Origin of the sequence: Roseburia sp. AM23-20, from assembly GCF_003470905.1 — a bacterium.
Lineage (GTDB): Bacteria > Bacillota > Clostridia > Lachnospirales > Lachnospiraceae > Roseburia > Roseburia rectibacter.
This window is the reverse complement of sequence record NZ_QRHS01000009.1, coordinates 99,500-124,780: the sequence shown is the minus strand read 5'-3', so window position 1 is coordinate 124,780 and position 25,281 is coordinate 99,500. Positions and strand designations below refer to the sequence as shown.

The following is a 25,281-nucleotide window of genomic DNA, read 5'->3' as shown; positions in this document are numbered from 1 at the left end:
CAATAATCTCTTCCGCATATTTTTCTCTATTCAGCATCTTTCTTCTCCTTCCCGTACCGTAACTGATACGGCACTTCTCTGAATCTTTTCAACGCATCCTGGTCCGGGTGCTTTGTCGGAATTGACAAGTTATTATTCATTTTTCCGATAATTGTGCGGCGTTTCTTACCTTCTTTCCACATTTATACCTCCCCGCTCCTTTCATCACGGCCACGATCTCCCGATATTCTCTTTCCCTCTTGGAAATTTCTCGATCAAGTACATCCAACCGTCTAAACAGTGCCGCCGTGTACTCTTCGTCCGTCAGCTCCGTTGTTCTTTTCTTACCTTTTGCTGCAAGTGGCAACCGTACCTGTTCGCCGTTATGCATCAGGATCTTGATGATCTCCAATCGCGGCACACAATTTAAATCTGCTAAAATCTGCAACTGGCTTGCTCTGTCCTTTGCGCTGCGGTACTGCCTGCAAATTTCTCCCTCCGTCATATTCACTTCAACCACCTCCCGGTTGTGAATTTAGCACCTGTTTTTCTAATTCGTCATAGTCATACTGACGATGATTAATATTACTAAAAGCATTGCTTTTGCCCTTATGCCCTGTTGCTTTGCCAGGCACATAGTTCTCATCCAGATAATCTACATAGCCACTGTTAAAAAATGTGCTCCCGTACTGTGCTTTCCGCCAGTCGGCGTCCTTCTGCAATTCAAGACTGTAGCGGTCAATCGCTTTAACAAGCCTATCTTCCCCGATTGCAAGTAGCCGTTTCTTTTGGGTATCCGATACCTGTCCTTTGCCTTTTTTGTTCGGATATGCTTTCCACAGACGTTCGAACAACGCTTTGGCATCCGCCAAAGTATTTTTATTATTATCATTAACATTTACAGTAACATTAACATTATCAGTAATAGGGTTATTTTGCTTTTCAGAAAAACCATTTGCTTTTTTTGCTTTCTCTTGTTTTTGTGAAATATCTTTTGTTTTTGGTCTGCCGCCAAGTTTTCCGGCTTCCCGACGTTTCTCAATCTTCTCCAGATATGCGGCAGTGTCACGATCTATCCTTGATTTGATAAAGCTGAATGCCATATTGGTCATGCCGTCCATTTCCGGCAGTTCATCCCCTGACGCGTAACACAATACTGCCGTCAGGAGTGCTCCGCGCTGTTCCATCGTAAGCAGTTTTATATGTTCCAGATACTCCGCATACAGGACAAAGCTGCTCTTTTCATCCGTCAAGACATCACCCCGTTTCCAAGTCCTTAAGAAGCTCTCTCAGTGACATTTTTGCCTGCGCCTGTGTAAGTTCCGTAATGGTCACTTCAATCCTCGGATTGTCCTTATCCACGTTCGTATCAAAGTAAAAATGTGGTATATATTTCTGACCATCATCTTTGATCACCCATGCTTTTTTCAAGCTGTCCTGTACGAACTTGGCAGCGCAGGATAAAATATTATCATTATCCCTGCGGCGGTCTTTTTCATAAAACTGATAGTAGATCAGAACCGGATCCGTGATATGTACACCGGGAAGTTGCTGCCTTATATACCAGATGATAGATTCCTCACTTTTCTTTTTCATCCGTCCGCCTTTGCGTGGATTCGTCCGGTTTGCGGCTGTATAGTCATTTAAACCATCCAACCGTCCCGGAATCGTAAATTTATACTCCATTGACACCACCCATTCCCGCATTACAGCTTCTTATTTCAAGGATTGTATTATTACTTGGATTCCATCCTTCGACATATTCAACAGCTTCCTGGTATCTCTTGGTTGGAATATTGTTTCTGGAATTGACTCTGAAATAATCCTGAATATCATGATTACACTCAGAAAACACCTTTTTGCTCATTTCCTTATACGCCAGTGCTTTTTTACCACCAAGAACCTCAATCACTCTTTTATTTACAGTTTTCTTTAATTCCTGCTGCTGTTCATAATCAATGGTCATGGTATTTTCAAGATGCGTGATTCTCTCTTCGTGACCATCAATCATACCAAGCTGTACACGCATCATTTCCTGTGGCGTCATCGGTTTTTGATAGGTGCCGGTTCTTCTGATCTGTGGCAGCACTTCCGATGTTACCCAATGTTTAAATCTTTTTGCTGAATCAAGTTTGCTGCCGAAAATCAATGCATATAAACCAGACTCATTTATAATGACCTGATTTGGGTTTCCTCTCCTTTTTCCGTCGGAAATCACGACGGTATTCTTATCCTCATCCATAACATGTGTCGCAAGCGCATCTCTCGTATTTGAATAACCAAGTGCTTCTGCAACGTCTTTCCCAACAAACCACGGCTCTCCATCTATGGCAGCTGTCCGGATTTCTCCAAACTCTCTATTCTTAAAAATCTCTAACTGGTTCAATAACTTCTCCTTTCCCTCCGGCACCCATCGGCACCGGAGATCACGGCTCTTAATAATACTGTGATATATTATTCTGCATGAACTGTTTCTTTTGCCTGCCGGCAGGTGTTTCAACCCTATAAATCTTTTACAATAATCCCGTACACCTTATAGGCTTCACGGAACCGGATCACTCCCATCTGATGTGCTATGGTGTGGTGCATCCGGCAAAGGCAGATTTTCTTATAATTTGAATCATCAACCTTCCGCCTGTCATTCCCCATTCCAATGGCATCCTCATGATGTATTTCTCCATCCCTGCCGCATATGGCACATTTCTTATGCATCAGGCAATAATATAAATACCTTCCAATATCATCTGTCCGATTTATGGCATTGTCAGAAAGCGGTATGCCATTCTCTAAAGCAAATTCCAGAATTGTGTTGATAAATTCCCTTGCCGTGTCCATAGAACAGTTTGACAAGCTGAATTTTGAATCTCCCGTGCGGATCATGTGTTCATATTTCAGAAGCTCCTTCATTTCTTCCGGCAGATAGCCTGTCCAATCAGCAATGTCCCTGATCGTGGCGTATGCTTTTTTTCTTTGCTCTGCAGATATATGCCTGCCATCATCAAACCGAATCTCGGCGTTTTGAATTTTCTTTCTGCGGAGCATATCTCCAAGTTTCATCCCGGATATGGAAATCACTAAATCAGTACCATCTTTATTTTCCCTGTACTGTTTAATGCCTACCTGTGCATACATCACTCATCACCATATCTCTCTTTTAATGCATTAAGCATATTTCCAGCATTTGCCGCAGTAAGATCACCCCAGGTTGTATTATTCATTTTCAACCAACACTCTGCATTGATCTTGTGCTTCTTACATAAACTTTTTATCGTAGTTATCTGTGCTGTGGATGCTTTTTCATCTTCTAGCGGAATGGCATTACTAAATGGCTGCATTTCCTCTTTGAGCCATAAATTAAATCCCAGTCCGGTATTAATTGCAACGCACTTAACAAATGCCCTGCACATGCTGTTCCATACTCTCTGCTGACTCATGGAGTTGTCTTTTACTGGATTTGGACCATTCATTACGGGTGTCTGCATTTCATACTCTTTATCATCAATTACAACCTTTATTCTGGTTTCATAGCATCTGTTTGTATTACCTTTTGTATCCGTAAAAACCGTATCTACCATACGCAGGCTGCTTCCTGTTTTTTCATCCGGTATCGGATCCCACCGGACGATTTTTGCACCATTCTCATGCAATAAAGCAATGCATTTCGCCCAATTAAGATAGGTAAGTCCGTCACGTTCTTCACAATATGGTCTTACATCGATCTGTCTCATTTCCTCATAACTTTTCAGTGCCAAAATTATCCCTCCTAATCCTCGATATATACTCTCATATCATCCAAACAGCGGTCACAGTAATAATTCCCTCTGATCTGTACTGCGGAATCTTCCTGTATTGCCTCCCCACAACAGATACATTTGGGTCTGCCTACTAGCCATTGTTCCTGATCCGCATCTCGCTGTCTGAATAAATCATAATTATCTGGTACAATCTCATTCATGACTCTTCACCACATCTTCACCGAAATACTTTTTCATTTCCAAGTCACTGGCATATGCACATATTTCCGTTTTTTTGTAAAAGAAACTCAAGCGAGTACCTATATATGCTTCTGGTTCTTTTCCAACAGAAACCTGTCTCTCAAAATATTCTGCATATTCCATAAATTCTTTGGTGGAATAGATTAAAATTGAACATTCTTCCAAGGCTGAACAATATGCATGCAGTTTATACTGCTGCTGTAGAAGATCTTTTCTTGCCGCGATAAGTTTTTCCAAAGCTACCGCTTTCATCTCAATACTTGCATTCACTTATAAATTCCTCCATTTCCATCTGCTTCCAATCCGTCGTCCGAACCATCCGCTCCATCTGATCTTCACGCTGCTGCCGTTTTGTCTCCCCAGTTATGCAGTCATCACAGATACCGTTCTGACCTTCCCCAGGATCCATGGAACATCCGCAACATCTACATTGTTTCTCATACATTGACACAACCTCAATTCCAGTGTTACAATAAACGCAGAAATACTTGGTATTTCCACGATTGAAATAGCACCTGTCCTCGCCAAAGTTCAGGGTGCTATTTTTCTATTTCACTAAGTAACCATCCTTTCATCTGATGATAAATTGGCACATAGCTTTCAGCATTAACTTCGATATTGAAATCAAGTCCCACTTTTGCAATAATCATACCAACAGCCATATCCTCTACTTTGGGATTCTCTTCCTCACTTAAACATTGTGCATTTGTCACTTTCTTACCTCCTCAATTCCGATCAGCTCCATATCTCCGTCCAGCTTGTCCGCCTGCCGAAAATAAAGCAACTCGATCTGCATCTCTCTCCTATGCTCCGACAGGACTCTCAACCCGTACCCTGCACCGGCGATAAATCCACCAAGGATGCAGACCAGTGCGGCATAGTACATATACACTCCGTCGCTGTCTAAGCAACACATGGCAAGCATTGATATCGTGCCGCCGGTTGCCATGATGATTTTAGATAAACGTTTCACACACTACCACCTCCCTTCATAATTTCATCAAAGTAAGGATTTCAGAATCAGACACCTTCAACTCTTTAAATAAAATCAACATATCTGAATAACTGAACAATCCCTTTTTTAAGCGATTGCAAAATGATGGCTGAGTAATTCCGATCATCTTTGCTAAATCTGCCTGAGTCAAACCCTGTTCATACATCTTCCCAACAATCCACTTGCTGAAATCGCTGACTTTGTATTCCTTTTTCTTAATGGTTACTCTAGGCATCCAACCACCTCCCTACTTTACCGGAATACCGATCACACTCTCCATCAGGTCAATGTGATCTGCAGTTATGTGCACTTCGGTATGTGGATCATGATTCTTTTTCAGCCAGTCTACTATCGGCTGACACAGTTCTTTTAACTCTTCTGCTTCGCTCATATTTCTCCTTTCTCGTTACATTTCTTTATTTCTCCATCTGTGGTACAATCTCCTCACAGGACGTTGCCGCGTCCGAGTATCAATCCCAAAGGAGATTTATTACTATGGATGACTTAATAATTCAGTACGCAATGAAAACTTCCGACAATTTAATCAAGAACAATTTACAGCCAATCCTCGAAATGCTAGCTGGTGGTTTAGATCGTCAAATTACCGAAGATGAAGCATTGCTTTTGACAAATGCCATTAAGGTGTCTGTTTATCTTGGAATAGCTCAGACGATGACAACTCTATGCTCTTCTGGCATTCTGGAATATTCCGAAGATGCTCTAAGACGATATCTGCTAACTCCTCAGTAGACTTCAAATCGTTTTTTATTTCTGCTTCGTTTACCGGAAACTCGGCTCTTGCAGATATCAACGCTGCGAGAGCCTTTGTCTTATCTGAAACTTCTCCCTCTCGCTCTTTACCAGATGAAATAATTCCACTGATATGAATTGCAAGTTTTTTAATAAGTTCATCTACTTCTTCCACTCTTCTCATCTCCCTTCTATTGAACTGGTGTTGTGGTATCTTCTACTTCGCCGGAGTGGTTTTTCTAGCATTCTCAAATGCAATTAAATCTTCCTCAGAAACTCTGTATTCTTTTCCAATTTTAATTGCTCCGAGTTTCTGCTGGCGAATCCACTCCCATACAGTGATGACCTTGACTTTGTATCTCTCTGCGACTTCGCTACAGGTGTACATTTTCGACAAAAATATCCCTCCTTTTTGTATGTTATTTATACTTGTGTTTGCTTCGGTTTAGTGATATAGTTTGTTTAAACGAATTATACATATATCAATAACGAAGTACTTTTCAGAATCGAATTTTTACTTGGTAGTTTTACTTCGGTTCAATCAAGTATGTCCATACTATAACACCAGATACTTCGGTTGTCAATAAGTATTACTTCGTTTTTAGCAAAGTATTTTGTATTTGTGAAAGGTGGACAAAAAATGTATGAAATTTTTGAGCAATTATTACAATCCCACGGAATAAGTGCTTACAAATTCTGTAAGGATACCAATGTATCTCAATCAACTATCAGTACTTGGAAAAAGAAGAATTCCAGATGCGGTATGGACTTAGCCGAAATTATTTCTAAATATTTCAATGTAAGTATTGATTATGTGATGTATGGAAATGAAAAAGATTTGAACTCCGTTTCTCAAACTCTTTCTGCCAAGGACGAACGCGATATTGCAAAGGATATGGAGAATATTCGCCAAAAAATAAAGAACGGTGCTGACGGTCCTCTATCCTATGATGGCGAACCGATACCAGAAGATGATGCAGAACTGCTCCTTGGACAGATTGAATTAATGATGCGCAAATTGAAACCTATCAATAAGGAGAAATACAACCCTAACAAGAATAAAAAGTAGGTGTTACATAAATTGAGAAAAGATATAAAACAATTAGTAAATCACTACGTTTTAAAATTTAATACTAGAAATCCATTTGAGCTCGCAGATTATCTCAATGTAGAAGTTCAAATAGGCGCACTCGGTAGTCGTGCTGGATGTTATATGTTCCTAAAAAATCATAAGTGCGTCTTTCTAAATGAAGATTTATCAGAAAACGAAATGCGGCTTGTAATGGCTCATGAACTGGCGCATTCGATTATGCACCGCAAAGAAAACTGCTATTTTATACGGAACAAAACACTTTTACTTAATTCTAAAATAGAAATTGAGGCAAACACCTTTGCAGCAGAACTTTTAATACCAGATGAATTGATTTTAGAAAATCCGAACATGTCAGCAGATCAATTAGCTAGACTCGCTGGATATAATGAAAGGATAATGGATTTTAAAAAATTTATTAATAACTAAGGAGAATAATCATGATTAATTTTGCAGACAACACTGTTTTTCACCTCAAACCTATTGATACCGCAAAAATTCTTAATGAAGTAACTGGATTATTGATTAACAACGAAATAGTTCTAAATGCATATCAAACAATTCGTGACCAAGTTGTTTTCACTAATAAAAGAATTATTTGTATAGATGTACAGGGGATAACAGGAAAAAGAAAGGACTTTTCTTCCCTTCCATATTCAAAAATTCAATATTTTTCTGTTCGAACTCCTGGATTTTCTGGAGCTGTTCCAAATTGTGAATTACAACTTTGGTTTAATAATGGTTTTACAGCTCATTTTGAAATATCTGGTGAATGTAATATTATAGAAATTGGAAAATCCATATCGAACTATATTTTAGAATAACTTATAATCTGAAAAAGGAACTCAACCATTAACCTTTTTTCTTATCCGTTTGGGTACTCATGGGATTTGATAGAATAAAAAATGAAATCCTATATACCAACATAGTGCTTCCGGGAGGTGTGATGATGTTTTTTAATAAAATATTAAATGCATTAAAAGTGGAAAATTTATATCCAAACTCAGGATACTCTTTTGAAAATCCTTCCGATTCATTAAAAACAACTGCCGATTCCTGTGATGAATTTCAAAAAAATGTACAAGAACAGCCTATTAAAAAAATATCATCGGAAAACGTCGAAAATAAAAGCGAGAAGAACAGTTTTTCTAAAAACGCAATACATGAACCTGTCGAAAAAAAGCCTTTAAAACAAACCACAAACAAAACACTGCAAAAACGACTTTCTCCATATGAGTTAGAAAGATATGCTGTAATGTGCAATGCTCAATTAGAACATGACGACGAAATGTCAAAGTATATATCTGAAAATGGCGATAAACTTTAATTAATCTATAGGGAGGATTATATTATGAAATGTCCAAATTGTGGAGCCGAAGGAAATGGGAAATTTTGCGAATACTGTGGTTGTGAGTTACCGCAAAACGCCCCTGACACCATATTAAATAACCAAACCAATAGTACCGTAATTAATAATTACTACTCTACACCACAGCAAACACCAACACCCAATCAAACTGTCAGCCGTCCTTATATACAGGCTCCTGCCGTCAGTGGGAAAAACCAGACAGTTGCACTTGCATTGTGTATATTTCTCGGTTTTTTTGGTGCTCATTATTTTTATGTTGGAAAAGCTAAAATAGGAATATTATATCTTCTCACCATGGGTTTATTTGGAATTGGTTGGCTCGTAGATATATTTAGAATCGCAACTGGTTCTTTTAAAGATAGCTCGGGATTATGCTTAAAAAAAGCTGTTTTCTCATCTCATACCCCCGCTACTTATAGTTCATCCACAACAGTTACATCTGCAAGGACGATGGATTTGAACAAACCATATGATAATATGGATGGTCATGAGTTTGAATATTTTTGTGGTGATCTATTAAAGAAAAATGAATTTTCAAATGTTGAAGTCACAAGAGGAAGTGGCGATCAAGGTATTGATATTATTGCTTATAAAGATGGGGTAAAATATGGTATCCAATGCAAATGCTATTCCCAAAACATAGGCAATAAAGCGGTACAAGAAGCGTTTGCCGGCAAAACCTTTTATGATTGCCATGTTGCCGCTGTATTAACTAATCAGTATTTTACCAGAAGTGCAAAAGAACTGGCAGAACATAACGGTGTCCTACTTTGGGATAGGAATAAATTAGAAGAATTTATAAGGAAGTCATCAACCATTTAACATCATTGCTCGGCTATTACAAGTATGTTAGAATCAATATGATACTACAAAAATATAAGGAGACTATGTTATGAAGAAAAAAATTGTTACTATTTTACTTATTTCATCTTTGGCACTAACCGCATGTGGAAGCAACAATCAGGTTCAATCATCTTCTGCCCCATCAACTCAAACAGCAGAAGAAGCCGACACTCAGGGCACAGAAAATGATATTTCCGAATTAAATGCAATAGGCGATATTGACGTAGACAAAAATTTATTCGATGTCACAATAACGGTTCCTGCTGATCTCGTCGGAGATACTACTCAAGAGGAATTAGATGCCAAAGCTGCAGATAGTGATATTCACTCAATTACCCTTAACGATGACGGAAGTGCAACTTATGTGATGTCCAAATCACAGCACAAAAAAATGATGCAGGAACTTGCGGATAATATCAATTCTACACTATCAGACATGGTTGGATCAGAGGATTATCCAAACTTCACAGATATAAAAGCAAATTCAGATTTTACCAACTTTACTGTTACTACCACATCCACAGAATTGGATTTAACAGACTCTATATCAATCATGGGATTTTATATGTATGGCGGTATGTATGCTATTTTTAACGGATCTGATGTTGGCAACATCCATGTTGATTTCGTCAATGCAGATTCCGGAGAAATCATTAACTCCGCAGACTCATCTGATATGGCGACTGACAATACCGAAAATCAGTAAATAAAAACCGCTCCACCATTAAGCGGAGCGGCAATGCAATTGCTCTGAATGAACAATAGCCCTAAGCAAGCATATTGTATCATCCGGAGCAGCCAAACGCAAGCGGAACACCAGTTCTCTGCTGGCTGTTATTTTTATACCCAAAATCCCCTCGATTTCGAGGTGGATAAAAGAAAGGATGATACATATGAAAATCGAAAAACTCCCAAGTGGTTCTTACCGGATTAGAAAAATGTACAAAGGGCAAATGTATACGGTTGTATTCGATGAGAAGCCAACACAAAAGGAAGCCTTACAGGCAATGTCGGAGAAATTAGACAGCGTTCCTTCTGCTTCCGCTATTCCAACAACCTTCCAATCAGCCTGTGATGAATTTTTCAGAATCAAAGGTAATGTTCTTAGTCCTTCCACTAAAAATGGCTATATGAGCATATTCCGTAACTTATCTGATGAATTTAAAAGTCTTAGACTGTCGGATATAAAACAAACTGATATTCAAAAAGAAATAAATGATTATTCAGTATCACGTTCTCCAAAAACAACTGCAAACGCAAATGGCTTTATTCTCTCTGTTATGGAAACATTCCGGCCAGATGCAGTATTTCATATCACATTGCCACAGAAAGAAAAAAAAGAACCATACATTCCAACAAGCGGCGAAGTCAAACTGATTTTAGAAAAAGCCACTGGAACAAAATACTACATACCGCTCCTACTTGCATGCTGCGGACTCCGTAGAAGTGAAATCCTTGCATTAGAGCTTTCTGATCTATCAGATGACAACATTCTGACAATTAATAAAGCAATGGTCGTTGGCAGCGATAAACAATGGCACATTAAATCAACTAAGACAACTAACAGCTCTAGGAAAATTATAATACCGGAGTTTGTTGCCGACATGATCCGGGCGCAGGGATATATCTATAAAGGCTCTGCCAATCAGATCTACGAAAATTTACAGAAATATCAAAATGAGCTCGGTATTCAAAATTTTAAACTGCATGCTCTCCGTCATTATTTTGCCACAATGATGAGTCAGACGATGAGCGAAGAAGATGTTATGAAAATGGGTGGATGGTCAACACCCCATGTGATGAAAGCCGTGTATCGCCATTCCACCATTGACAGAGATAAAGAGAAACAAAAGAATGCAATGAACGGATTATTTAAGAATTTGTCATGACAAAATCCATGACAAAAAATTACATTTATGACATAAATTTGGCATAATTTCAACTTATAATTCATTGCACAAAAATAGCCTGAAAACTTAGGAAAATCAACAATTTTCCAAGATTTCAGGCATTTTCTTTGGAGTGGACCTGACGGGAGTCGAACCCGTGTCCAAAAACCAATCCCCTGTCCTTCTACGAGTGTATCCTATGTTTTGACATTCCCTCCGCCAGACCTGCGTAGGCACAGTTCCGGTTTTAGTAGCTTCATCATACGCCCACAGACTCAAAGCTTTGTCTGTGTCGTTTCTCACATAGTCGAAGCCTGAATCCTAAAGTGTGAGTGCTCTAGGTCAGACTGCTGCCATCATGGGCAGCAAGTTGCAGCTGTTAGGCTGCAACCGCTAAATTATCTTCAGCGTTTAATTTTAATTTTGGAATTTGACGCATCCCGTGCGACTCGCTTCTCCAGCTTCATGATCCCTGTCGAAACCATTACAAGCCCATAAATATATATTTCAGATGCAGTCTTTCTTACACAAAATATTATTTTCTGTGTACAAAAAATACATCATCCATTCTTTTTTATAAATTACTTTAATACAGATTCTTTACTTTGAAATCACGCTCTGCCTCACGCCGCATATCCTTCTTGGCAATATCCTGACGTTTATCATACTGTTTCTTACCTTTTGCAAGCGCAATATCGACTTTTACAAGGCTCCCCTTAAAGTATACCTCAACCGGCACTAAAGTATAACCCTTTTCTGCAATCTTTCCGACCAGCTTGCGGATTTCTGCCTTATGCATCAAGAGTTTCTTCGGACGCAGAGGATCACGGTTGAAGATGTTCCCCTTTTCATAAGGACTGACATGCATGCCATAAATAATGACCTCACCATTCTCGATACGGATAAACGCTTCTTTGATGCTGCATTTTCCCATACGCATGGACTTTACCTCTGTACCATGCAGTTCAATACCCGCCTCATAACGTTCTTCTAAGAAAAAGTCATGGTAAGCCTTCTTATTATTTGCGATCAGTTTTTTTTCTGTCTTTGCCATCATGACCTTCCTTTCTTATCCAATACCCAGCTTGTATAGTATACCCCGAAATGAGGGGGAACGCAAGATGATTTTTATTCTTTCCCCGCTTCCCGCTCATCCTGCCGTACCACACGAAAATCAATTGTGCGTAAAATCCTGTCAGTTCCTGTCACCATAACATGAACACGTTGTCCAAGTTTATAGCGGATATTCGTCACCTCTCCAACCAGTTCGTAGGTACTCTCATTATAATGGAAATAGTCATCCACCAGCGTTGTTACATGCACCAGTCCTTCCACCGTATTCGGCAGCTCCACATAAAATCCCCACTCAGTCACTCCGGAGATCACACCTTCGAACACCTCACCGATACGCTCTGACATATATTCCACTTTTTTCAGTTTATCTGTCTCACGCTCAGCTTCATCCGCACGGCGTTCCATCTCACTCGAATGTTTTGCAACTTCCGGAAGAATTTTGTCATAATGCTCGATTTTCTTTGCATTCATCCTTCCACGCAGATTGTCCTTGATAATACGATGTATCTGCAGATCCGGATATCTGCGGATCGGGGATGTAAAATGACAGTAATATGGAGTTGCCAGTCCAAAATGCCCCGTGCTCATAGTGGTATACTTTGCCTGTTTCATGGAACGAAGTGTCAGACGGCTGATCAATGCTTCCTCCGGGGTACCATCGATCTTTTGCAGAAGTTTTTGCAGTTCTTTCGGATGTACTTCATCCTGACCGATGTGGATGGAATAGCCAAAATTATTAATAAATGTCGATAACTTCTTGATTTTCTCGGTATCCGGATTATCATGTGTACGGTATACAAATGGCAGTTCCTGCCAGAAATAATCCTGTGCCACTGTCTCATTGGCGATCAGCATAAAATCTTCAATGATCTTTGTTGCAACATTTCTCTCATAAGGCTTGATCTCAATCGGCTTTCCTTTTTCATCAAGCACGATTTTTGTCTCTGGAAAATCAAAATCGATCGATCCGCGTTTCATACGTTTTTTACGCAAAATAGCAGCCAGTTCCCGCATCAGTTCAAACATTGGAACCAAATTCTCATACTCTCTGATCTCATTTTCGTCATGATCTTCGAGAATCTTTTTTACACTGGTATAACTCATGCGGCGGTCCACTTTGATCACAGACTCTGCGATCGTGTGGTCGATCACATTTCCTTTCGGATCGATCGTCATCACACAGCTTAACGTCAGACGGTTTTCCCCTGCATTCAAAGAACAGATTCCATTTGACAGCTTATGTGGCAGCATCGGGATCACCCGGTCAACTAAATAAACAGATGTACCGCGGGATAATGCCTCCACATCCAGAGCACTATGCTCCTGTACATAATTTGATACATCAGCGATATGCACGCCAAGTTTATAGTTGTCTCCCTCTTTTGTCAATGTAATCGCATCATCAAGATCCTTCGCATCTTCCCCATCGATTGTTACAGTCTGCCATTCCCTGAAATCCATGCGTCCCGCCATATCAGCAGTACTGACTTCATTTGAGACATTTTCCACCTGATGCATGATCTTCTCTGAAAACTCGACCGGCAGATCATACGCTTTTACGATCGACATGATATCCGTTCCAGGATCATTGATATGACCGATGATCTCAACCACTTTTCCTTCCGGTTTTCTTCCCTCTTTGCCGTAATCCGTGATCTCAACTACAACTTTATGCCCGCTGACAGCTCCCTTGGAACGTTCCTGCGGAATAAAAATATCAGAACCGAACTTCGGATTATCCGGCACCGCAAATCCAAATGTCTTACTCTTTTCATAAGTACATACGATCCGGGTTGTACCACGTGATATGATCTTTGTGATCGTACCTTCCCTTCGTCTGCCGGTATTTTCTGAAGTGATCGCCACCTGTACCGTATCCATATGGAATGCACCGTGTACCTGCGACTCCGGGATAAAGATATCTTCCTCTTCCCCCTCGATACTGACAAATCCAAACCCTCTCGCATGCGCAGTAAATGTACCGGTCAGATATTTCCCTTCTGATTTGATGTATTTGCCCTTGGAAGTCACTTCGATACTGCCATCCATCACAAGCGCATCTAAGACTTCCTGCAGTTCACTGCGCTGTGATTTCGGCACTGATAGAACGACTGCCATCTCCTTCGCCTTCATCGGTACATAAAATTCATCACAGATAAACTGATAAATTGTCTTTTTCCGTTCTTCTAAAATTGTTTTCTCCATAAACCCCTGTCCTTTTTCCTATGAATCAAAAAAATGACTGCCGCACCTGCGACAGCCATCGATTCATCTTAAAAAATACTCATATTTAATACCGCTGCAATCACGATAAATAAGATAACAAAAAGTCTTGTCAGCTTTACTAACATACCTTCCATGGAACGTCCCTTGTTCTTGCCCCAGTATGTGTCTGCTGCACCTGCGATTGCTCCAAGTCCTGCGGATTTACTTTCCTGCATTAAGATGATAACTGTCAATGCTACACTGATTATAATAAAAACTACAGTCAAAATTGTTTTTACAACTGCCACGATCGTTCCCTCCTAGGTTACAAACTCACAACTTTAGTCATTGTAACATAGACGTTTTGTTTTTTCAACCTATTTTTTCATAATTTCTTCCGGTTCAAACACCGCATCTTCTGCCAGTTCCTCCTCGATCCGCAAAAGCTGGTTATATTTGCTGGTACGCTCCGCGCGGCATGGTGCACCTGTTTTGATCTGTCCGGCATTGACCGCAACTGCAAGATCTGCGATAAATGCATCTTCTGTTTCACCTGAACGATGTGAGATTATCGTATGATATCCTGCAGATTTTGCCATCTCGATCGCATTTAATGCCTCTGTCACAGTTCCGATCTGATTTACCTTGACAAGAACCGCGTTCGCTGCACCAAGTTTGATTCCGCACTGTATCCGTTTCGGATTCGTCACAAACAGATCATCTCCGACAAGCTGCACCTTATCGCCAAGTCTTTCTGTCAGCTTCTGCCAGCCTTCCCAGTCATCCTCAAACAAACCATCTTCGATGGAAACAATCGGGAACTGCCCCATAAGCTCCTCATACATGGCGATCATCTCCTCCGAACTTCTGACAATCTCCTGCTCCTCCCCCTTTTCTTCTGACTCTCCAGGGAAAACATAAACGCCACGTGCTTCGTCATACAATTCACTCGCCGCAGCATCCATCGCATAGACAACATCTCTGCCCACCTGGTAACCAGCCATCTCCACTGCCTTCGAAAGATAAGAAAATGCCTCTTTTGTATCCTCAAAATCAGGTGCAAATCCTCCCTCATCTCCAACTGCCGTACTCATACCGTTTTCATTCAGTATCTGGCGCAGGAAATAATACACTTCTGCTCCCATCTTAAGTGCCTGTGAAAAACCACGTGCCCCCACAGGCATGATCATAAACTCCTGAAAATCAAGCGTATTTTTTGCATGGACGCCACCATTGATCACGTTCATCATTGGAACCGGAAGTGTTTTGGCATTGGTTCCTCCAAGATAACGGTATAACGGCATATCAAGAGCCTTCGCAGCCGTTTTAGCACAGGCAAGTGATACTCCAAGAATTGCGTTTGCCCCCAGATTTCCCTTATTATCGGTTCCATCAAGTTCCACCATCGCACGGTCTAACTTTGCCTGCTCTAATACATTCATCCCAAGCAGCATTTCCCTGATTTTCGTGTTTACGTGATCTACAACCTTCTGCACACCAAGACCGAAGTAATCTTTATCCCCGTCACGCAGTTCTATTGCTTCAAATCTTCCGGTACTTGCACCGGAAGGAACAGATTCTCTTGCGGTAGTTTTTTTACCAGTTGTCTCTGTCTCGGCAGTCACCTCAACCTCCACTGTCGGATTTCCTCTTGAATCCAGAATCTGTCTTGCATGTACATCTGTAATGTTAATTTTTAATGACATAAAAAATTCCCCTTTCACACATTCTTTTTCCGTAGTATGTGTAATCAGGGAATCTTTTATAACTTTTTATGACAAAATAAATTTCTGTAGTGTCGCATACAAGAGTTTCGGATCGATCGGTTTTGCCAGATGCTCATTCATCCCGGCTTCCCTCGTCTGTTTTCTGTCCTCCTCACCGGCATTTGCCGTCATCGCGATGATTGGAAGGTCTTTTACATCTTCTCTGTCTAAAGCACGGAGCTCTCTGGCTGCCCCGATTCCATCTAAAACCGGCATCCGGATATCCATCAGTACTGCATCAAAATAATATTCCGGGAAATTTTCCACAAGTTCCACTGCCTTTCTGCCATTTTCTGCCGTAACGACTTCAAACTGTTTCTTTTCCAAAAGTCCCTTTGCCACAATGACATTGAGCGGATGATCCTCAACAAGCAGTATTCTCTTTCCGGCAAAACTGATATCCTCTGTTTTTTTTCCGCTCTTTTTTCCGACGGTCAAAATCAAGTTTTACGGTCACGGTAAACACAGTACCTTCTCCTTCCGTACTCTGTACTGTAATATCACCATCCATCATCCTTGCATAATTGTGCGCAATAGAAAGTCCCAGTCCGCTTCCTCCATAAACACTTGTATTTTCTTCATGCTGCTGTGTAAAAATATCAAATACCTTTGGCAGAAAATCCTTTGCAATACCAATTCCGTTATCAGAGACAACTGCTGTAAGCTGTACTCTTTCATTCACTTCCTGCTCTGTAACAGCTACATCAACACTTCCACCTTCCGGTGTAAATTTTACCGCATTATTGATCAGATTTATCATGATCTGTTCTAACCTTGTGGCATCTCCGATATATACTTCCGATATTTTCCGTTCTCTGTCAAAAGAATAGCCAACACCTGCCATAAGTGCCTGTGTTTTCGCTAACATATTGACATTATCCCAGAACTTATCCCCGGAAAATGCCCGGACGGCCAGCTTCATATTTCCACTCTCGATCCGTGACATATCGAGGATATCATTCAGCAATGCCAGAAGATATCTGGATGCCGAATCAAGTTTTTCCGTGTAATCAAGCACCTGGTTTCTGTCATCAATTGACGACCGGATCATGGAATTTAAACCAATAATCGCATTCATAGGTGTTCGGATCTCATGACTCATTCCAGCCAGAAAATTTGTTTTTGCTTCATTCGCAGCCCCTCCGGCGATAATCTCTGATTCTGTTCTTCTGTCAGATATACTTTTTTTGCATATGCAGACATCCTTGAACGGAAATGCCAGCAAAAAAGACAGGCATACCATGGCAATATTTAAGACGCAGAGCACAACTCTGTTCTCATAATCTACCTGGGACCTGCATTCTGCCAGCACATCCGCTTTCAAAAATTTATTCAATTTTTCCTTATGATTTTCATACAACTTTATCACTCTGTTTCAATTCCTTTTGTCTTTAAGAAATCTACCCAGATATTATATTTTGATCCATACAGATGCAGATTATCAAACGTAAGCTCCTGCTTTAATCCGCCCTGATCATCACATACTACTTCATTGACATCAATATAAAACACACGGACACCATCTGCAAGCTGCTGTATGCGCTGATTTCTCGCATCAATACCCGGATTATTAAAAATCGGGTCTGAATCGGATTTTTTGCTGGTCACATGCATGATCGCCTGCACATAAATGATCGCATCCGGCTGCAGTGTTTTGAATTTTTCGACTGCATTCTGATACTCATTCATAAACCCGTCAAGCGTTCCGCGTCCCATTTCATTAATACCGATCTGAAAATACACTTTTTTATACTGTTTAGCCTTTAATGCTTCCTCTAATGTTACCTTTTGGTCATTGACATTACAGAATGCATCTTTCCACAGATCATAGATATTCATGCCTACGGTCGCATAAAAATCTGCATGATCCAATCCGCCATAATCATGCAGACCTACCGTTCTCGAATCGCCAATAAAAACTGCATCATCAAAATAACTGTCATCCACCTGTATAAACTTCTTTTGTTCTAGAACCGCCGTCTCAGTATCCTGCTCCACAGTTTCCGTCCGCTGTGTGGTCTCCTCTTGTTCTGTCACTTCTGTAGCCGCAACATTCTCTTCCTGCTGCGGTCTGTATTCGTCCGGCGTTTCCTTACTCCAAGGATAAATTTTATCATGAATTCCATCTAACACCAATACAAAATATGGAGTTTTTTTAATATTGATGGAATAATTTTTATAGATCCCGTCTTTTTTTAAATAACCGATCAGTGAAAGGATCACCCATCCGACGATCAAAAAGACTGCGACCTGGCATTTCATTATTTTCTTCACACTAATCACCAGTCCTAAAAATTAAAATACAAAAATGGATTATTTGTAGAAACAGCCATATAATAAAGGCTTAAAACCAATACCACGATCACCGACAAACTTCCCAGCCACTTTTTCTCGACCACTTTGTAGAAAGCTGCCGGATATGGAGTAGAAAAAATAATCCCGATCAGAAACAGTGGTCCGTAATCCATCAGATACTTTATAAAATCCATCTGCCTTATTGCCTCTCCCACGCCAAAAAACGGGAACATTCTTGCATAATAAATTCCAAGCTGTCCTACATCCGCAATAGCAAATGCAACCCAGGTAAGCGGCACTACAAGTACCAGATATATATGGGAAAGTATTTTACTCTTCTCCAGAAACTGTAATAAAAACACTTTTTCTATAGCAAGCAGTACGAGCAGAGACGCTCCCCAGATCAGGAAATGTCCTTCTGCACCATGCCAGATGGCAGTCAGACTCCATACCACAAATAAATTAAATATCGTACGCGCCTTTCCTTTCCTGTTGCCACCTAACGGAATATAGACATATTCCTTAAACCAGCGTCCCAGCGTAATATGCCATCTTCTCCAGAATTCTGATACCGATTTTGAAATATAAGGATGTTTAAAGTTTTTAGGAAATTCAAATCCCAGCATCTGCCCAAGTCCCAATGCCATCAAAGAATATCCTGAAAAATCAAAATACAGCTCTAGGGAGTATGCAAACGCCCCCATCCATGCTAATGGCGTTGAAATACTTTCAAAACCGATTGACTGTATATTATTCCACAAAAGCCCGATACGGTCTGCAACGATCACTTTTGCTCCAAGTCCCAGTATCAGTGTTTTTAATCCTGATTCAAACTGTTCTATAGTAACAGTCCTGCTGCATAAAGCCATACGGACTTCTGAATAATTGATGATCGGTCCGGCGATCAGCTGCGGAAACATCATCAGATACGTTCCGAGACGGATAAATGATTTTTCAACCGGCACTTTTCCCCGGTAAACATCGATGATATAGGCGGCGATCTGAAACGTATAAAAACTGATGCCAAGCGGCAGTTTATCCATGAGTCCACTATACTTAAAAAGGAACAGAACACCAAAATCATAGCACAGTGCCATGATCAACAGAATCAGTTGTTTTTTTCCTCTTCCCTCATAAGTATCCCGGTACATGAATCTTCCCAGAATATAATTGATCACCACAGAGGCAAGCAAAAGCACTACATATTCTGCCTCACCTGTTGTATAAAATAAAATGCTCCCTGCAAACAACACCGCATTTTTCCATTTTTTCGGTGTCACATAATATATCAGTAAAAAAAACGGTAAAAACCGGAATAAAAATTCAAAACTGCTAAATACCATCTTATCGGCTCTTTCTAATCCACATTATTTTTTTAACAACAACTATTATAGCCAAAAAAATGTCTGATAATCACCTATTAAGCAAAGTTAGTAAATTTGTAAATTTTTTGTTATTTTTGTCACATCTCGGAAATATTTTTTGATCTCCCCAACAAAATACAAAGATCCGAATGCAATCGTTTTATGTGCCGCATCCAGACGATCCGGCATCAGTTCATCAAAAGATCTTAATAGACCCGCCTCACAGATTCCCTTTTTTCTGATTTTCTCCGATAACTCCTTCGCAGCAAGTGCTCTCTCTGACTCGACTGTTACCGTCTTAAAATCAAGAGCAAGTGGAAGTAATTCTTCAATCATCTCCTCATAATCCTTGTCTGCCATAACTCCCATGATAAAATGAAACTTCTCTTCCGGAAACAAGGTACGAAGACTTTTTGCCAGTGCTGCCACTCCGTTGCTATTATGTGCACCATCCACCATGAAAAACGGATCTTTGCCAAGAATCTCCATCCGGCCTTCCCATCTTGTCTTTCTGATTCCTTCCCTGATATAATATTCTGCTTTTTCTTCTGAAATTCCCCTGTTTTTCAAAAAAATTTCTGCTGCCTGAATCGCTGCAAGTGCATTTTCATACTGATGCACTCCAAGCATTGACATCTCAAGATCTTTATAATTTTTACAGGAAAAATATTGTCTGCCATTTTCATAGCGGCAGTCTGTCACATCATGGATATCCGCGATCCTTATCTCTGTAATTTTCTCTTTTTCTGCCGTTTCAAGCAGGATCTGCATCGCTTCCTGCTTCTGGCTTTCTAATACCAGTTTTGTACCTTTTTTTATAATACCTGCTTTCTCCGCCGCAATTTTATCTAAAGTATCGCCTAAAATCGCCATGTGATCATATCCGATCTTCGTGATAACCGTAACCTCCGGTACACCGATTGCATTCGTCGAGTCTAATCTTCCTCCAAGTCCGGTCTCTATCACAGCTGCCTGACACTGTTCTTCCTTATAATAAAGCAGTGCTATCGCAAGGCAGTAATCAAACATAGTCAAAGCTGCCCCAAACTCTTCCCCCAGCAGCATATTCCCAAGTCGTGTCACTTTCTCATGGGATATCATCTGTCCATCCACACAGATCCGTTCCCTGAAATCAACCAGATGTGGTGATGTGAACATCCCTGTACGGATTCCTGCTTCCTTTAAAATTGAGCACAAAAAAGCAGAGACGGAACCTTTTCCGTTCGTCCCCGCTATATGGATCACACTCATATTCTGCTGTGGTCTGCCTAACTTTTCAAGCATCAGTGCAGATATCTCTGCCCCCGGACGGTTGCCAAACCGTCTCTGATGTTCAATCTGGTCTAATACTTCCTCATATGTCAGTTCTTTCATAATACTGTCCTTTTTCTATATTAAACTGCGATAATGACACCGCCGTCATTGGCATACATCGTGCTGACGCCCGCCGTATCCGTAATAATGATTTTTTTGAACTTTGCCAACTTTTCTAATTTTTCTTTTACTGCTCTGGCACGTTCCGGACAATTACAGTGTGAGATCGCAAGCACTCTGTTCTCACAGTTTTTTGTCTTTGCAATCACATTCTGAATCATCTTATCCAGTGCTTTGTTCATGCCACGCGCCTGGCCAAGCTGACAGATCGATCCCTCCTCGGTAGATCCCATCACCGGCTTGATATTTAATGTATTTGCAATAAATGCCTTAAGATTTGTCAGGCGTCCATTCTTGCGCAGAGTCTCTAATGTTTCAAGCACGAAAAAGGTATTCATGGAGCTGATATATTTTTCTGTCGTCTCAACAACTTCCTCGAAACTCATACCTGCCTCTTCACACTCCTGTACTTTCATGCCGATCAATGTTTCGCCTATGGAAGCAGAGCGGGAATTAAATACATAGATCTTCTTCTCGCCCGGATGCTCCTCTTCAAACAGATTTTTTCCAAGTTCGGCACTGTTATAAGATCCCGACAGTCTGCCGGACAAAGTTACCACATATACATGATCCGCATCTCCTTCATATGATTTCATATACTCATCCGGAGACGGACATGCAGATTTCGGTCCGGTAACGCTTTCCTTAACCCTGCGGAGAAAATCCTTCTGGTCAAACGTCTCATCATCGCGAATACAACATCCATCTACCTCTAACTCCAATGACACATTCTGATAATGTCCATCTTTTTTTAAATCTTCCGGCAGTTCTCCACAACTGTCAATCACGATCTTATACATTTCAGATAACCTCCATAACCCGACAATTTGTTATTTGATAACTTTTTATATGTTATTTCTTTCCATTACATGTAGTATTGATTACTACATAACAGTATCATAAAAACTTTGTTTTGTATAGAGGTTTTCATTATATTTTATATATTTTTTATCAGACATACGTTTTAAGAGAATTTCAGGATCAGTACATTCTGATCCTGATCCTCAATATAGGATAATCCAGTAATCCCCTCACAGTAATCACGGATATGCTGTTCATCGATGAGATACGCTTTTGCCTGCTCATATAAAGAGCTGTCCGAAAAACGGATCTCCTCTGTGACAGCTCCATTGCGATAGGCCTCGCCATAAATCTGTCCAACCACATCCGGTTCCCATTCTGTGATATATTTTCCTTCTTTTACATAGTAATTATCTGCCGTCGCCGTACAGTCCGGCAAAAGCAATGTGCCATCCGCCTGATGTGTCTTGCTGATTTCAGCCGTAGTCACCCCGAAATAATTATAATTGATAAAAGATCCAAAACCGCTCTCACCATTATTATAAGAAGAATTTCCCCATGTCGTATCTATAAAATAATATGCGCCATCAAGCTGCACAAGATTCCACGCATGCGTATCTCCCTCCGCAGTTCCCGTCACGACAACAGCCCGTATTCCTAAAAGAGACAACAGATACTGCGTGGCATTTGCATACCCCTGACAGACTGTTTTCTTATTTAAAAAGACACTGATAATGTTCTGGTTCTGTTCCGTTCCCATTTCATACTCAATGTTTCCAGCCAGATATTCGAAAACATATTTTGCCTTTTCATAATCTCCCCAGGATGAATCCACATTTTTTAATATGGAATCCACCACTGAATCGATCCGGCTCTGATATGAATCACGCTCATCACGATCCACTGTATAGCTTGGCGAAAAATCTATTCTGACCGTCTTTTTCCCCATCGTGTACTGCGTATAGTTATATCCGGATACCCAGAAAATCCCCCCGTGGTCTGCTATGACAGAACGATATGCTTTCTCTAATACCTTTTCATCACAGGTACTTACCGGAACCTTTGAATCATGTGTCATAATAATCCGATATATCTCATCATAGACTGTCTGCTGCTCCGTTGAGAGAGTTTCGTAAGCATATCCATGCGATACTTTTGCCTCCGGTGTTTCATTTTCCGTACCTGTTTCCTGACTCTCTTTTATATGTTTCTCTATTGTGCCGGAATCTGCTTTGGATTTTGCATTTTTCTGTTCTACATGAACCTGGCTTTGTATCTGTCCCGGAGGTGTGAAAGAATCAGGAAATACTCCGGTATATCGGATCACTGCGCCTGCTAACACCGCTAAAATCATACATTTAAGCAGTGTATGTCTTTTTCTTCTTTTCACACTTCCCCCTTAAAGTGAAAAATATGCCTTTACAAGTTCCGTCAATGCTTCCTGATCTGCTGCTCCCATCAATTCTCTCGCCGAATGCATTGCCAGAAGCGGGATACCGATATCTACCGTTTTTACCGGCAATAATGCAGATGCAATAGAACCAAGTGTTCCGCCCCCTGCCATATCTGAACGGTTCACAAACTTCTGATATGGGATTTTTTTCAGATCACAGATCTGCTGAATAATCGCAATTGCCTCACAGTCTGTCGCATAGGACTGGGAACATGCCTCCTTGATACAGAAGCCGCTTCCAAGCACCGGTTTATTAGTAATATCCATTTTGCCTGCCTGATTTGGATGCAGACCATGTGCAACATCTACGGACAACAGCATGCTCTGATACAACAGTTCCGGAGCACTCTCCCCCGCTCCACAGGCTTTTAGAATTCGGAGTAACATATCGTGAAGCAATATAGATCCCGCTCCCTGTTTACTGCGGCTTCCAATCTCCTCGTGATCAAACAGTGCGATCAGATTAATACCGTCTTTTCTTTCCGCATCTATGATACCGGATACCAATGCTACACAGGATGTCAGGTTATCCAGTCTTGGAGATGAGATAAAATCATCCTCTAAGCCGACATACTCCGGCTGTTCCCTGCAATATACCGTCAGTTCAAAATCTAAAATATCTTCTTTTGCAACAAACAGTTCTTTTGCAAGAAAACCTAAGAAATAATCAGCACATGTTTCATTTTCTGCAAGTAATCCTGCAACCGGGATCATATCGATCTGCTTATTCAGCTCCACACCCTTATTCACTTCGCGATTCATATGGATTGCAAGATTTGGGATCGTGAGCAGATTCTTTTGGGATGCAAAATATTTTAATTCCGGTGTAAACGGATCATTCCCTCTTACTGCCACACGTCCTGCCACACCAAGTGGTCTGTCTAACCATGTATTTAAAATTGCACCTCCATACACCTCAATGTTAACCTGTGCATAGCGATTCGTTACAACATCACATGACGGTTTAATTCTAAGACATGGAAAATCCGTATGTGCCGCTGCGATCCGGACTGCAGGCTTTTTTCCTTTTTTCATCTCATCCGCAGGAATCGAAAATGCAAACAGTGTGGTATCATGATGATCCACATAATAGCGGCCACCTGCTTTTAAATTCCATTCTTCTTCATAAGCTATCTTTTCAAAACCGGCATCTGCTAAACGCTTTTCACATGCCTTTACCACGTGTACCGGAGATACTCCTTCTTTTAATAAATCAAATAAAACTGTTTTCTCGTTCATTGTAGTTCCTCTTTTCCTGTAATACTGATTAAAACCATCCCTATTTTACTATAAAATCAGAAAGATTACATCCTTTATTTTGTTTCTCTGGGTTTTATGGTACAATATGCGTAAGCAATGAGCAGTGCCACATGAAAATGAACATAATATGAAAGAGGTATACCGCATGTTAGCGCTTAATATCCCGGAACTCAAAAATTTTATGAACCAGCTTCTGTGTTCAGATACATTCGACCACTTTCTGTTAAAGGAAGCAACCATACAAAAAGATGCCGTATGGAATTTTGACGGAACGATCACACCGGACTTTTTTTCAAAAGAAGAATTAGAAGAACAGGGCTTATCTGACCTTGCATTCCTTCCTTATGGCAGAGTGCGCCAGCACTGTTTCGACCTGATCAAAGGAAAACGTACTCCTAATTATTTCAAATTTGTATTTCTGCTGTCACCGGATAATCTGTCCCGGACACTTGCCAGCATCCAGACTTCTTTTACCCCACAGGATGTAACAGGGATGTTTTTGAATCTGAAGTTCCAGAATGGAAGTCTTATGCTCACAACCGGCGTATCTTATCGTATTTTTTCTACCGATAAATCCTTAGAACACGAATGGGACAGACTCGTCGAGATTTTTCTCAAAAACCACGATATTGTTATTGAGAAATTAGGTTGAAAAATATCCTCTTTTTTCCTTTACTTTTCAAAATTGTTATGATATGCTCTAACTAGCTGTAAATACAG

General features: G+C 40.5%; 35 protein-coding genes and 1 other RNA gene. 8 read left to right on the top strand and 28 right to left on the bottom strand.

What is annotated here, in order from left to right; genetic code table 11:
• Positions 1 to 136: 136 nt before the first annotated feature.
• The 15 genes from DW650_RS09260 to DW650_RS09205 all read right to left on the bottom strand — a co-directional run bounded on the left by DW650_RS09260 (position 137) and on the right by DW650_RS09205 (position 6,106).
• On the bottom strand, positions 137 to 490 hold the full coding sequence (locus tag DW650_RS09260) for a hypothetical protein (protein WP_118209731.1): 354 nt from the start codon (positions 488 to 490) through the stop codon (positions 137 to 139).
• 1 nt (position 491) lies between these two features.
• Positions 492 to 1,232 carry a DUF6291 domain-containing protein gene (locus DW650_RS09255; RefSeq protein ID WP_118209730.1) on the bottom strand — a complete coding sequence of 247 codons (741 nt, stop codon included), beginning with the start codon at positions 1,230 to 1,232 and terminating at the stop codon, positions 492 to 494.
• Positions 1,233 to 1,236: 4 nt separating this feature from the next.
• Positions 1,237 to 1,665, bottom strand: a complete 429-nt coding sequence (locus tag DW650_RS09250) for a RusA family crossover junction endodeoxyribonuclease (RefSeq protein ID WP_118209729.1) — start codon at positions 1,663 to 1,665, stop codon at positions 1,237 to 1,239.
• Positions 1,655 to 2,365, bottom strand: a complete 711-nt coding sequence (locus tag DW650_RS09245) for an ORF6C domain-containing protein (protein WP_147403012.1) — start codon at positions 2,363 to 2,365, stop codon at positions 1,655 to 1,657. Before DW650_RS09245 ends, DW650_RS09250 begins: the two co-directional genes overlap by 11 nt.
• Before the next feature lie 116 nt (positions 2,366 to 2,481).
• Complete coding sequence (locus DW650_RS09240) at positions 2,482 to 3,111, bottom strand: putative HNHc nuclease (protein WP_118209727.1); 630 nt, start codon at positions 3,109 to 3,111, stop codon at positions 2,482 to 2,484.
• Positions 3,111 to 3,731 carry a Sak single strand annealing protein gene (locus tag DW650_RS09235; protein WP_243102912.1) on the bottom strand — a complete coding sequence of 207 codons (621 nt, stop codon included), beginning with the start codon at positions 3,729 to 3,731 and terminating at the stop codon, positions 3,111 to 3,113. The genes DW650_RS09240 and DW650_RS09235 overlap by 1 nt, the downstream gene beginning before the upstream one ends.
• Before the next feature lie 11 nt (positions 3,732 to 3,742).
• Positions 3,743 to 3,934, bottom strand: a complete 192-nt coding sequence (locus DW650_RS09230; protein WP_118209726.1) for a hypothetical protein — start codon at positions 3,932 to 3,934, stop codon at positions 3,743 to 3,745.
• On the bottom strand, positions 3,927 to 4,244 hold the full coding sequence (locus tag DW650_RS09225; protein WP_118209725.1) for a hypothetical protein: 318 nt from the start codon (positions 4,242 to 4,244) through the stop codon (positions 3,927 to 3,929). The genes DW650_RS09230 and DW650_RS09225 overlap by 8 nt, the downstream gene beginning before the upstream one ends.
• Entirely contained in the window at positions 4,228 to 4,419 is a 192-nt protein-coding gene (locus DW650_RS19440) for a hypothetical protein (protein ID WP_147403011.1), read from the bottom strand. The genes DW650_RS09225 and DW650_RS19440 overlap by 17 nt, the downstream gene beginning before the upstream one ends.
• Before the next feature lie 94 nt (positions 4,420 to 4,513).
• Complete coding sequence (locus DW650_RS19545; RefSeq protein WP_158576221.1) at positions 4,514 to 4,687, bottom strand: hypothetical protein; 174 nt, start codon at positions 4,685 to 4,687, stop codon at positions 4,514 to 4,516.
• Positions 4,684 to 4,947: a lectin-1 gene (locus tag DW650_RS09220; protein WP_118209724.1), complete on the bottom strand. Its 264-nt coding sequence runs from the start codon at positions 4,945 to 4,947 to the stop codon at positions 4,684 to 4,686. Before DW650_RS09220 ends, DW650_RS19545 begins: the two co-directional genes overlap by 4 nt.
• 16 nt (positions 4,948 to 4,963) lie before the next feature.
• On the bottom strand, positions 4,964 to 5,203 hold the full coding sequence (locus DW650_RS09215; RefSeq protein ID WP_118209723.1) for a helix-turn-helix domain-containing protein: 240 nt from the start codon (positions 5,201 to 5,203) through the stop codon (positions 4,964 to 4,966).
• A gap of 12 nt (positions 5,204 to 5,215) precedes the next feature.
• Positions 5,216 to 5,359 (bottom strand): hypothetical protein, encoded by a 144-nt coding sequence (locus DW650_RS19740; RefSeq protein ID WP_199654238.1) that lies wholly within the window; start codon positions 5,357 to 5,359, stop codon positions 5,216 to 5,218.
• 246 nt (positions 5,360 to 5,605) lie between these two features.
• Positions 5,606 to 5,893 (bottom strand): hypothetical protein, encoded by a 288-nt coding sequence (locus DW650_RS09210; protein ID WP_118209722.1) that lies wholly within the window; start codon positions 5,891 to 5,893, stop codon positions 5,606 to 5,608.
• A 42-nt stretch (positions 5,894 to 5,935) separates the two neighbouring features.
• The gene (locus DW650_RS09205) at positions 5,936 to 6,106 is read right to left on the bottom strand and encodes a helix-turn-helix domain-containing protein (protein ID WP_118209721.1); all 171 of its coding nucleotides are present in this window, start codon (positions 6,104 to 6,106) and stop codon (positions 5,936 to 5,938) included.
• 252 nt (positions 6,107 to 6,358) lie between these two features.
• Here DW650_RS09205 and DW650_RS09200 point away from each other — a divergent pair, with 252 nt between their 5' ends.
• From DW650_RS09200 to DW650_RS09170, 7 genes are all read left to right on the top strand, one after another.
• Entirely contained in the window at positions 6,359 to 6,787 is a 429-nt protein-coding gene (locus DW650_RS09200; RefSeq protein WP_118209720.1) for a helix-turn-helix domain-containing protein, read from the top strand.
• A gap of 12 nt (positions 6,788 to 6,799) precedes the next feature.
• Positions 6,800 to 7,237, top strand: a complete 438-nt coding sequence (locus tag DW650_RS09195) for an ImmA/IrrE family metallo-endopeptidase (RefSeq protein WP_118209737.1) — start codon at positions 6,800 to 6,802, stop codon at positions 7,235 to 7,237.
• Positions 7,238 to 7,248: 11 nt separating this feature from the next.
• Positions 7,249 to 7,632 carry a PH domain-containing protein gene (locus DW650_RS09190; protein WP_118209719.1) on the top strand — a complete coding sequence of 128 codons (384 nt, stop codon included), beginning with the start codon at positions 7,249 to 7,251 and terminating at the stop codon, positions 7,630 to 7,632.
• 122 nt (positions 7,633 to 7,754) lie between these two features.
• Positions 7,755 to 8,135 (top strand): hypothetical protein, encoded by a 381-nt coding sequence (locus tag DW650_RS09185; RefSeq protein WP_147403010.1) that lies wholly within the window; start codon positions 7,755 to 7,757, stop codon positions 8,133 to 8,135.
• 24 nt (positions 8,136 to 8,159) lie between these two features.
• Positions 8,160 to 8,999, top strand: a complete 840-nt coding sequence (locus tag DW650_RS09180) for a restriction endonuclease (protein WP_118209717.1) — start codon at positions 8,160 to 8,162, stop codon at positions 8,997 to 8,999.
• Between the two features lie 70 nt (positions 9,000 to 9,069).
• Positions 9,070 to 9,726: a hypothetical protein gene (locus DW650_RS09175; RefSeq protein ID WP_118209716.1), complete on the top strand. Its 657-nt coding sequence runs from the start codon at positions 9,070 to 9,072 to the stop codon at positions 9,724 to 9,726.
• Positions 9,727 to 9,913: 187 nt separating this feature from the next.
• Positions 9,914 to 10,909, top strand: coding sequence for a site-specific integrase (locus tag DW650_RS09170; RefSeq protein WP_243102911.1), 996 nt, complete (start codon positions 9,914 to 9,916; stop codon positions 10,907 to 10,909).
• 131 nt (positions 10,910 to 11,040) lie between these two features.
• Here the strand turns inward: DW650_RS09170 and ssrA are convergent.
• The 13 genes from ssrA to DW650_RS09105 form a co-directional block, all read right to left on the bottom strand.
• Positions 11,041 to 11,403, bottom strand: a transfer-messenger RNA (tmRNA) gene (gene ssrA / locus DW650_RS09165).
• A gap of 92 nt (positions 11,404 to 11,495) precedes the next feature.
• On the bottom strand, positions 11,496 to 11,963 hold the full coding sequence (gene smpB, locus DW650_RS09160; protein WP_117921295.1) for an SsrA-binding protein SmpB: 468 nt from the start codon (positions 11,961 to 11,963) through the stop codon (positions 11,496 to 11,498).
• A gap of 74 nt (positions 11,964 to 12,037) precedes the next feature.
• Positions 12,038 to 14,188: a ribonuclease R gene (gene rnr / locus DW650_RS09155; protein WP_118209714.1), complete on the bottom strand. Its 2,151-nt coding sequence runs from the start codon at positions 14,186 to 14,188 to the stop codon at positions 12,038 to 12,040.
• A 68-nt stretch (positions 14,189 to 14,256) separates the two neighbouring features.
• A complete protein-coding gene (gene secG / locus DW650_RS09150) occupies positions 14,257 to 14,496 on the bottom strand; it encodes a preprotein translocase subunit SecG (RefSeq protein WP_117921297.1) in 240 nt (79 codons plus the stop codon).
• A gap of 69 nt (positions 14,497 to 14,565) precedes the next feature.
• On the bottom strand, positions 14,566 to 15,894 hold the full coding sequence (eno, locus tag DW650_RS09145; RefSeq protein ID WP_118209713.1) for a phosphopyruvate hydratase: 1,329 nt from the start codon (positions 15,892 to 15,894) through the stop codon (positions 14,566 to 14,568).
• A gap of 66 nt (positions 15,895 to 15,960) precedes the next feature.
• A complete protein-coding gene (locus DW650_RS09140) occupies positions 15,961 to 16,392 on the bottom strand; it encodes a response regulator (RefSeq protein WP_158576220.1) in 432 nt (143 codons plus the stop codon).
• On the bottom strand, positions 16,319 to 17,323 hold the full coding sequence (locus tag DW650_RS09135) for a sensor histidine kinase (RefSeq protein WP_118209711.1): 1,005 nt from the start codon (positions 17,321 to 17,323) through the stop codon (positions 16,319 to 16,321). Before DW650_RS09135 ends, DW650_RS09140 begins: the two co-directional genes overlap by 74 nt.
• Entirely contained in the window at positions 17,320 to 18,228 is a 909-nt protein-coding gene (locus DW650_RS09130) for a GDSL-type esterase/lipase family protein (RefSeq protein WP_243102910.1), read from the bottom strand. Before DW650_RS09130 ends, DW650_RS09135 begins: the two co-directional genes overlap by 4 nt.
• A 14-nt stretch (positions 18,229 to 18,242) precedes the next feature.
• Positions 18,243 to 19,592, bottom strand: coding sequence for an MBOAT family O-acyltransferase (locus DW650_RS09125; protein WP_118209709.1), 1,350 nt, complete (start codon positions 19,590 to 19,592; stop codon positions 18,243 to 18,245).
• Between the two features lie 87 nt (positions 19,593 to 19,679).
• Positions 19,680 to 20,987 (bottom strand): bifunctional folylpolyglutamate synthase/dihydrofolate synthase, encoded by a 1,308-nt coding sequence (locus DW650_RS09120; protein WP_118209708.1) that lies wholly within the window; start codon positions 20,985 to 20,987, stop codon positions 19,680 to 19,682.
• 20 nt (positions 20,988 to 21,007) lie between these two features.
• Positions 21,008 to 21,847: a DegV family protein gene (locus DW650_RS09115; RefSeq protein ID WP_118209707.1), complete on the bottom strand. Its 840-nt coding sequence runs from the start codon at positions 21,845 to 21,847 to the stop codon at positions 21,008 to 21,010.
• Between the two features lie 164 nt (positions 21,848 to 22,011).
• A complete protein-coding gene (locus DW650_RS09110) occupies positions 22,012 to 23,238 on the bottom strand; it encodes a transglutaminase domain-containing protein (RefSeq protein WP_118209706.1) in 1,227 nt (408 codons plus the stop codon).
• Between the two features lie 9 nt (positions 23,239 to 23,247).
• Entirely contained in the window at positions 23,248 to 24,540 is a 1,293-nt protein-coding gene (locus tag DW650_RS09105) for a M18 family aminopeptidase (RefSeq protein WP_118209705.1), read from the bottom strand.
• Positions 24,541 to 24,706: 166 nt separating this feature from the next.
• Here DW650_RS09105 and DW650_RS09100 point away from each other — a divergent pair, with 166 nt between their 5' ends.
• Positions 24,707 to 25,213, top strand: a complete 507-nt coding sequence (locus DW650_RS09100) for a DUF5721 family protein (protein WP_243006861.1) — start codon at positions 24,707 to 24,709, stop codon at positions 25,211 to 25,213.
• Positions 25,214 to 25,281 lie beyond the last annotated feature (68 nt).

Coding starts and splice junctions, on each gene's coding strand:
- DW650_RS09250 (WP_118209729.1), bottom strand. CDS start 1,665: ATGGAGTATAAATTTACGATTCCGGGACGGTTGGATGGTTTAAATGAC.
- DW650_RS09240 (WP_118209727.1), bottom strand. CDS start 3,111: ATGTATGCACAGGTAGGCATTAAACAGTACAGGGAAAATAAAGATGGT.
- DW650_RS09230 (WP_118209726.1), bottom strand. CDS start 3,934: ATGAATGAGATTGTACCAGATAATTATGATTTATTCAGACAGCGAGAT.
- DW650_RS19440 (WP_147403011.1), bottom strand. CDS start 4,419: ATGTATGAGAAACAATGTAGATGTTGCGGATGTTCCATGGATCCTGGG.
- DW650_RS09215 (WP_118209723.1), bottom strand. CDS start 5,203: ATGCCTAGAGTAACCATTAAGAAAAAGGAATACAAAGTCAGCGATTTC.
- DW650_RS19740 (WP_199654238.1), bottom strand. CDS start 5,359: ATGAGCGAAGCAGAAGAGTTAAAAGAACTGTGTCAGCCGATAGTAGAC.
- DW650_RS09205 (WP_118209721.1), bottom strand. CDS start 6,106: ATGTACACCTGTAGCGAAGTCGCAGAGAGATACAAAGTCAAGGTCATC.
- DW650_RS09200 (WP_118209720.1), top strand. CDS start 6,359: ATGTATGAAATTTTTGAGCAATTATTACAATCCCACGGAATAAGTGCT.
- DW650_RS09190 (WP_118209719.1), top strand. CDS start 7,249: ATGATTAATTTTGCAGACAACACTGTTTTTCACCTCAAACCTATTGAT.
- DW650_RS09185 (WP_147403010.1), top strand. CDS start 7,755: ATGATGTTTTTTAATAAAATATTAAATGCATTAAAAGTGGAAAATTTA.
- DW650_RS09180 (WP_118209717.1), top strand. CDS start 8,160: ATGAAATGTCCAAATTGTGGAGCCGAAGGAAATGGGAAATTTTGCGAA.
- DW650_RS09175 (WP_118209716.1), top strand. CDS start 9,070: ATGAAGAAAAAAATTGTTACTATTTTACTTATTTCATCTTTGGCACTA.
- DW650_RS09170 (WP_243102911.1), top strand. CDS start 9,914: ATGAAAATCGAAAAACTCCCAAGTGGTTCTTACCGGATTAGAAAAATG.
- smpB (WP_117921295.1), bottom strand. CDS start 11,963: ATGGCAAAGACAGAAAAAAAACTGATCGCAAATAATAAGAAGGCTTAC.
- rnr (WP_118209714.1), bottom strand. CDS start 14,188: ATGGAGAAAACAATTTTAGAAGAACGGAAAAAGACAATTTATCAGTTT.
- eno (WP_118209713.1), bottom strand. CDS start 15,894: ATGTCATTAAAAATTAACATTACAGATGTACATGCAAGACAGATTCTG.
- DW650_RS09125 (WP_118209709.1), bottom strand. CDS start 19,592: ATGGTATTTAGCAGTTTTGAATTTTTATTCCGGTTTTTACCGTTTTTT.
- DW650_RS09120 (WP_118209708.1), bottom strand. CDS start 20,987: ATGAAAGAACTGACATATGAGGAAGTATTAGACCAGATTGAACATCAG.
- DW650_RS09115 (WP_118209707.1), bottom strand. CDS start 21,847: ATGTATAAGATCGTGATTGACAGTTGTGGAGAACTGCCGGAAGATTTA.
- DW650_RS09105 (WP_118209705.1), bottom strand. CDS start 24,540: ATGAACGAGAAAACAGTTTTATTTGATTTATTAAAAGAAGGAGTATCT.
- DW650_RS09100 (WP_243006861.1), top strand. CDS start 24,707: ATGTTAGCGCTTAATATCCCGGAACTCAAAAATTTTATGAACCAGCTT.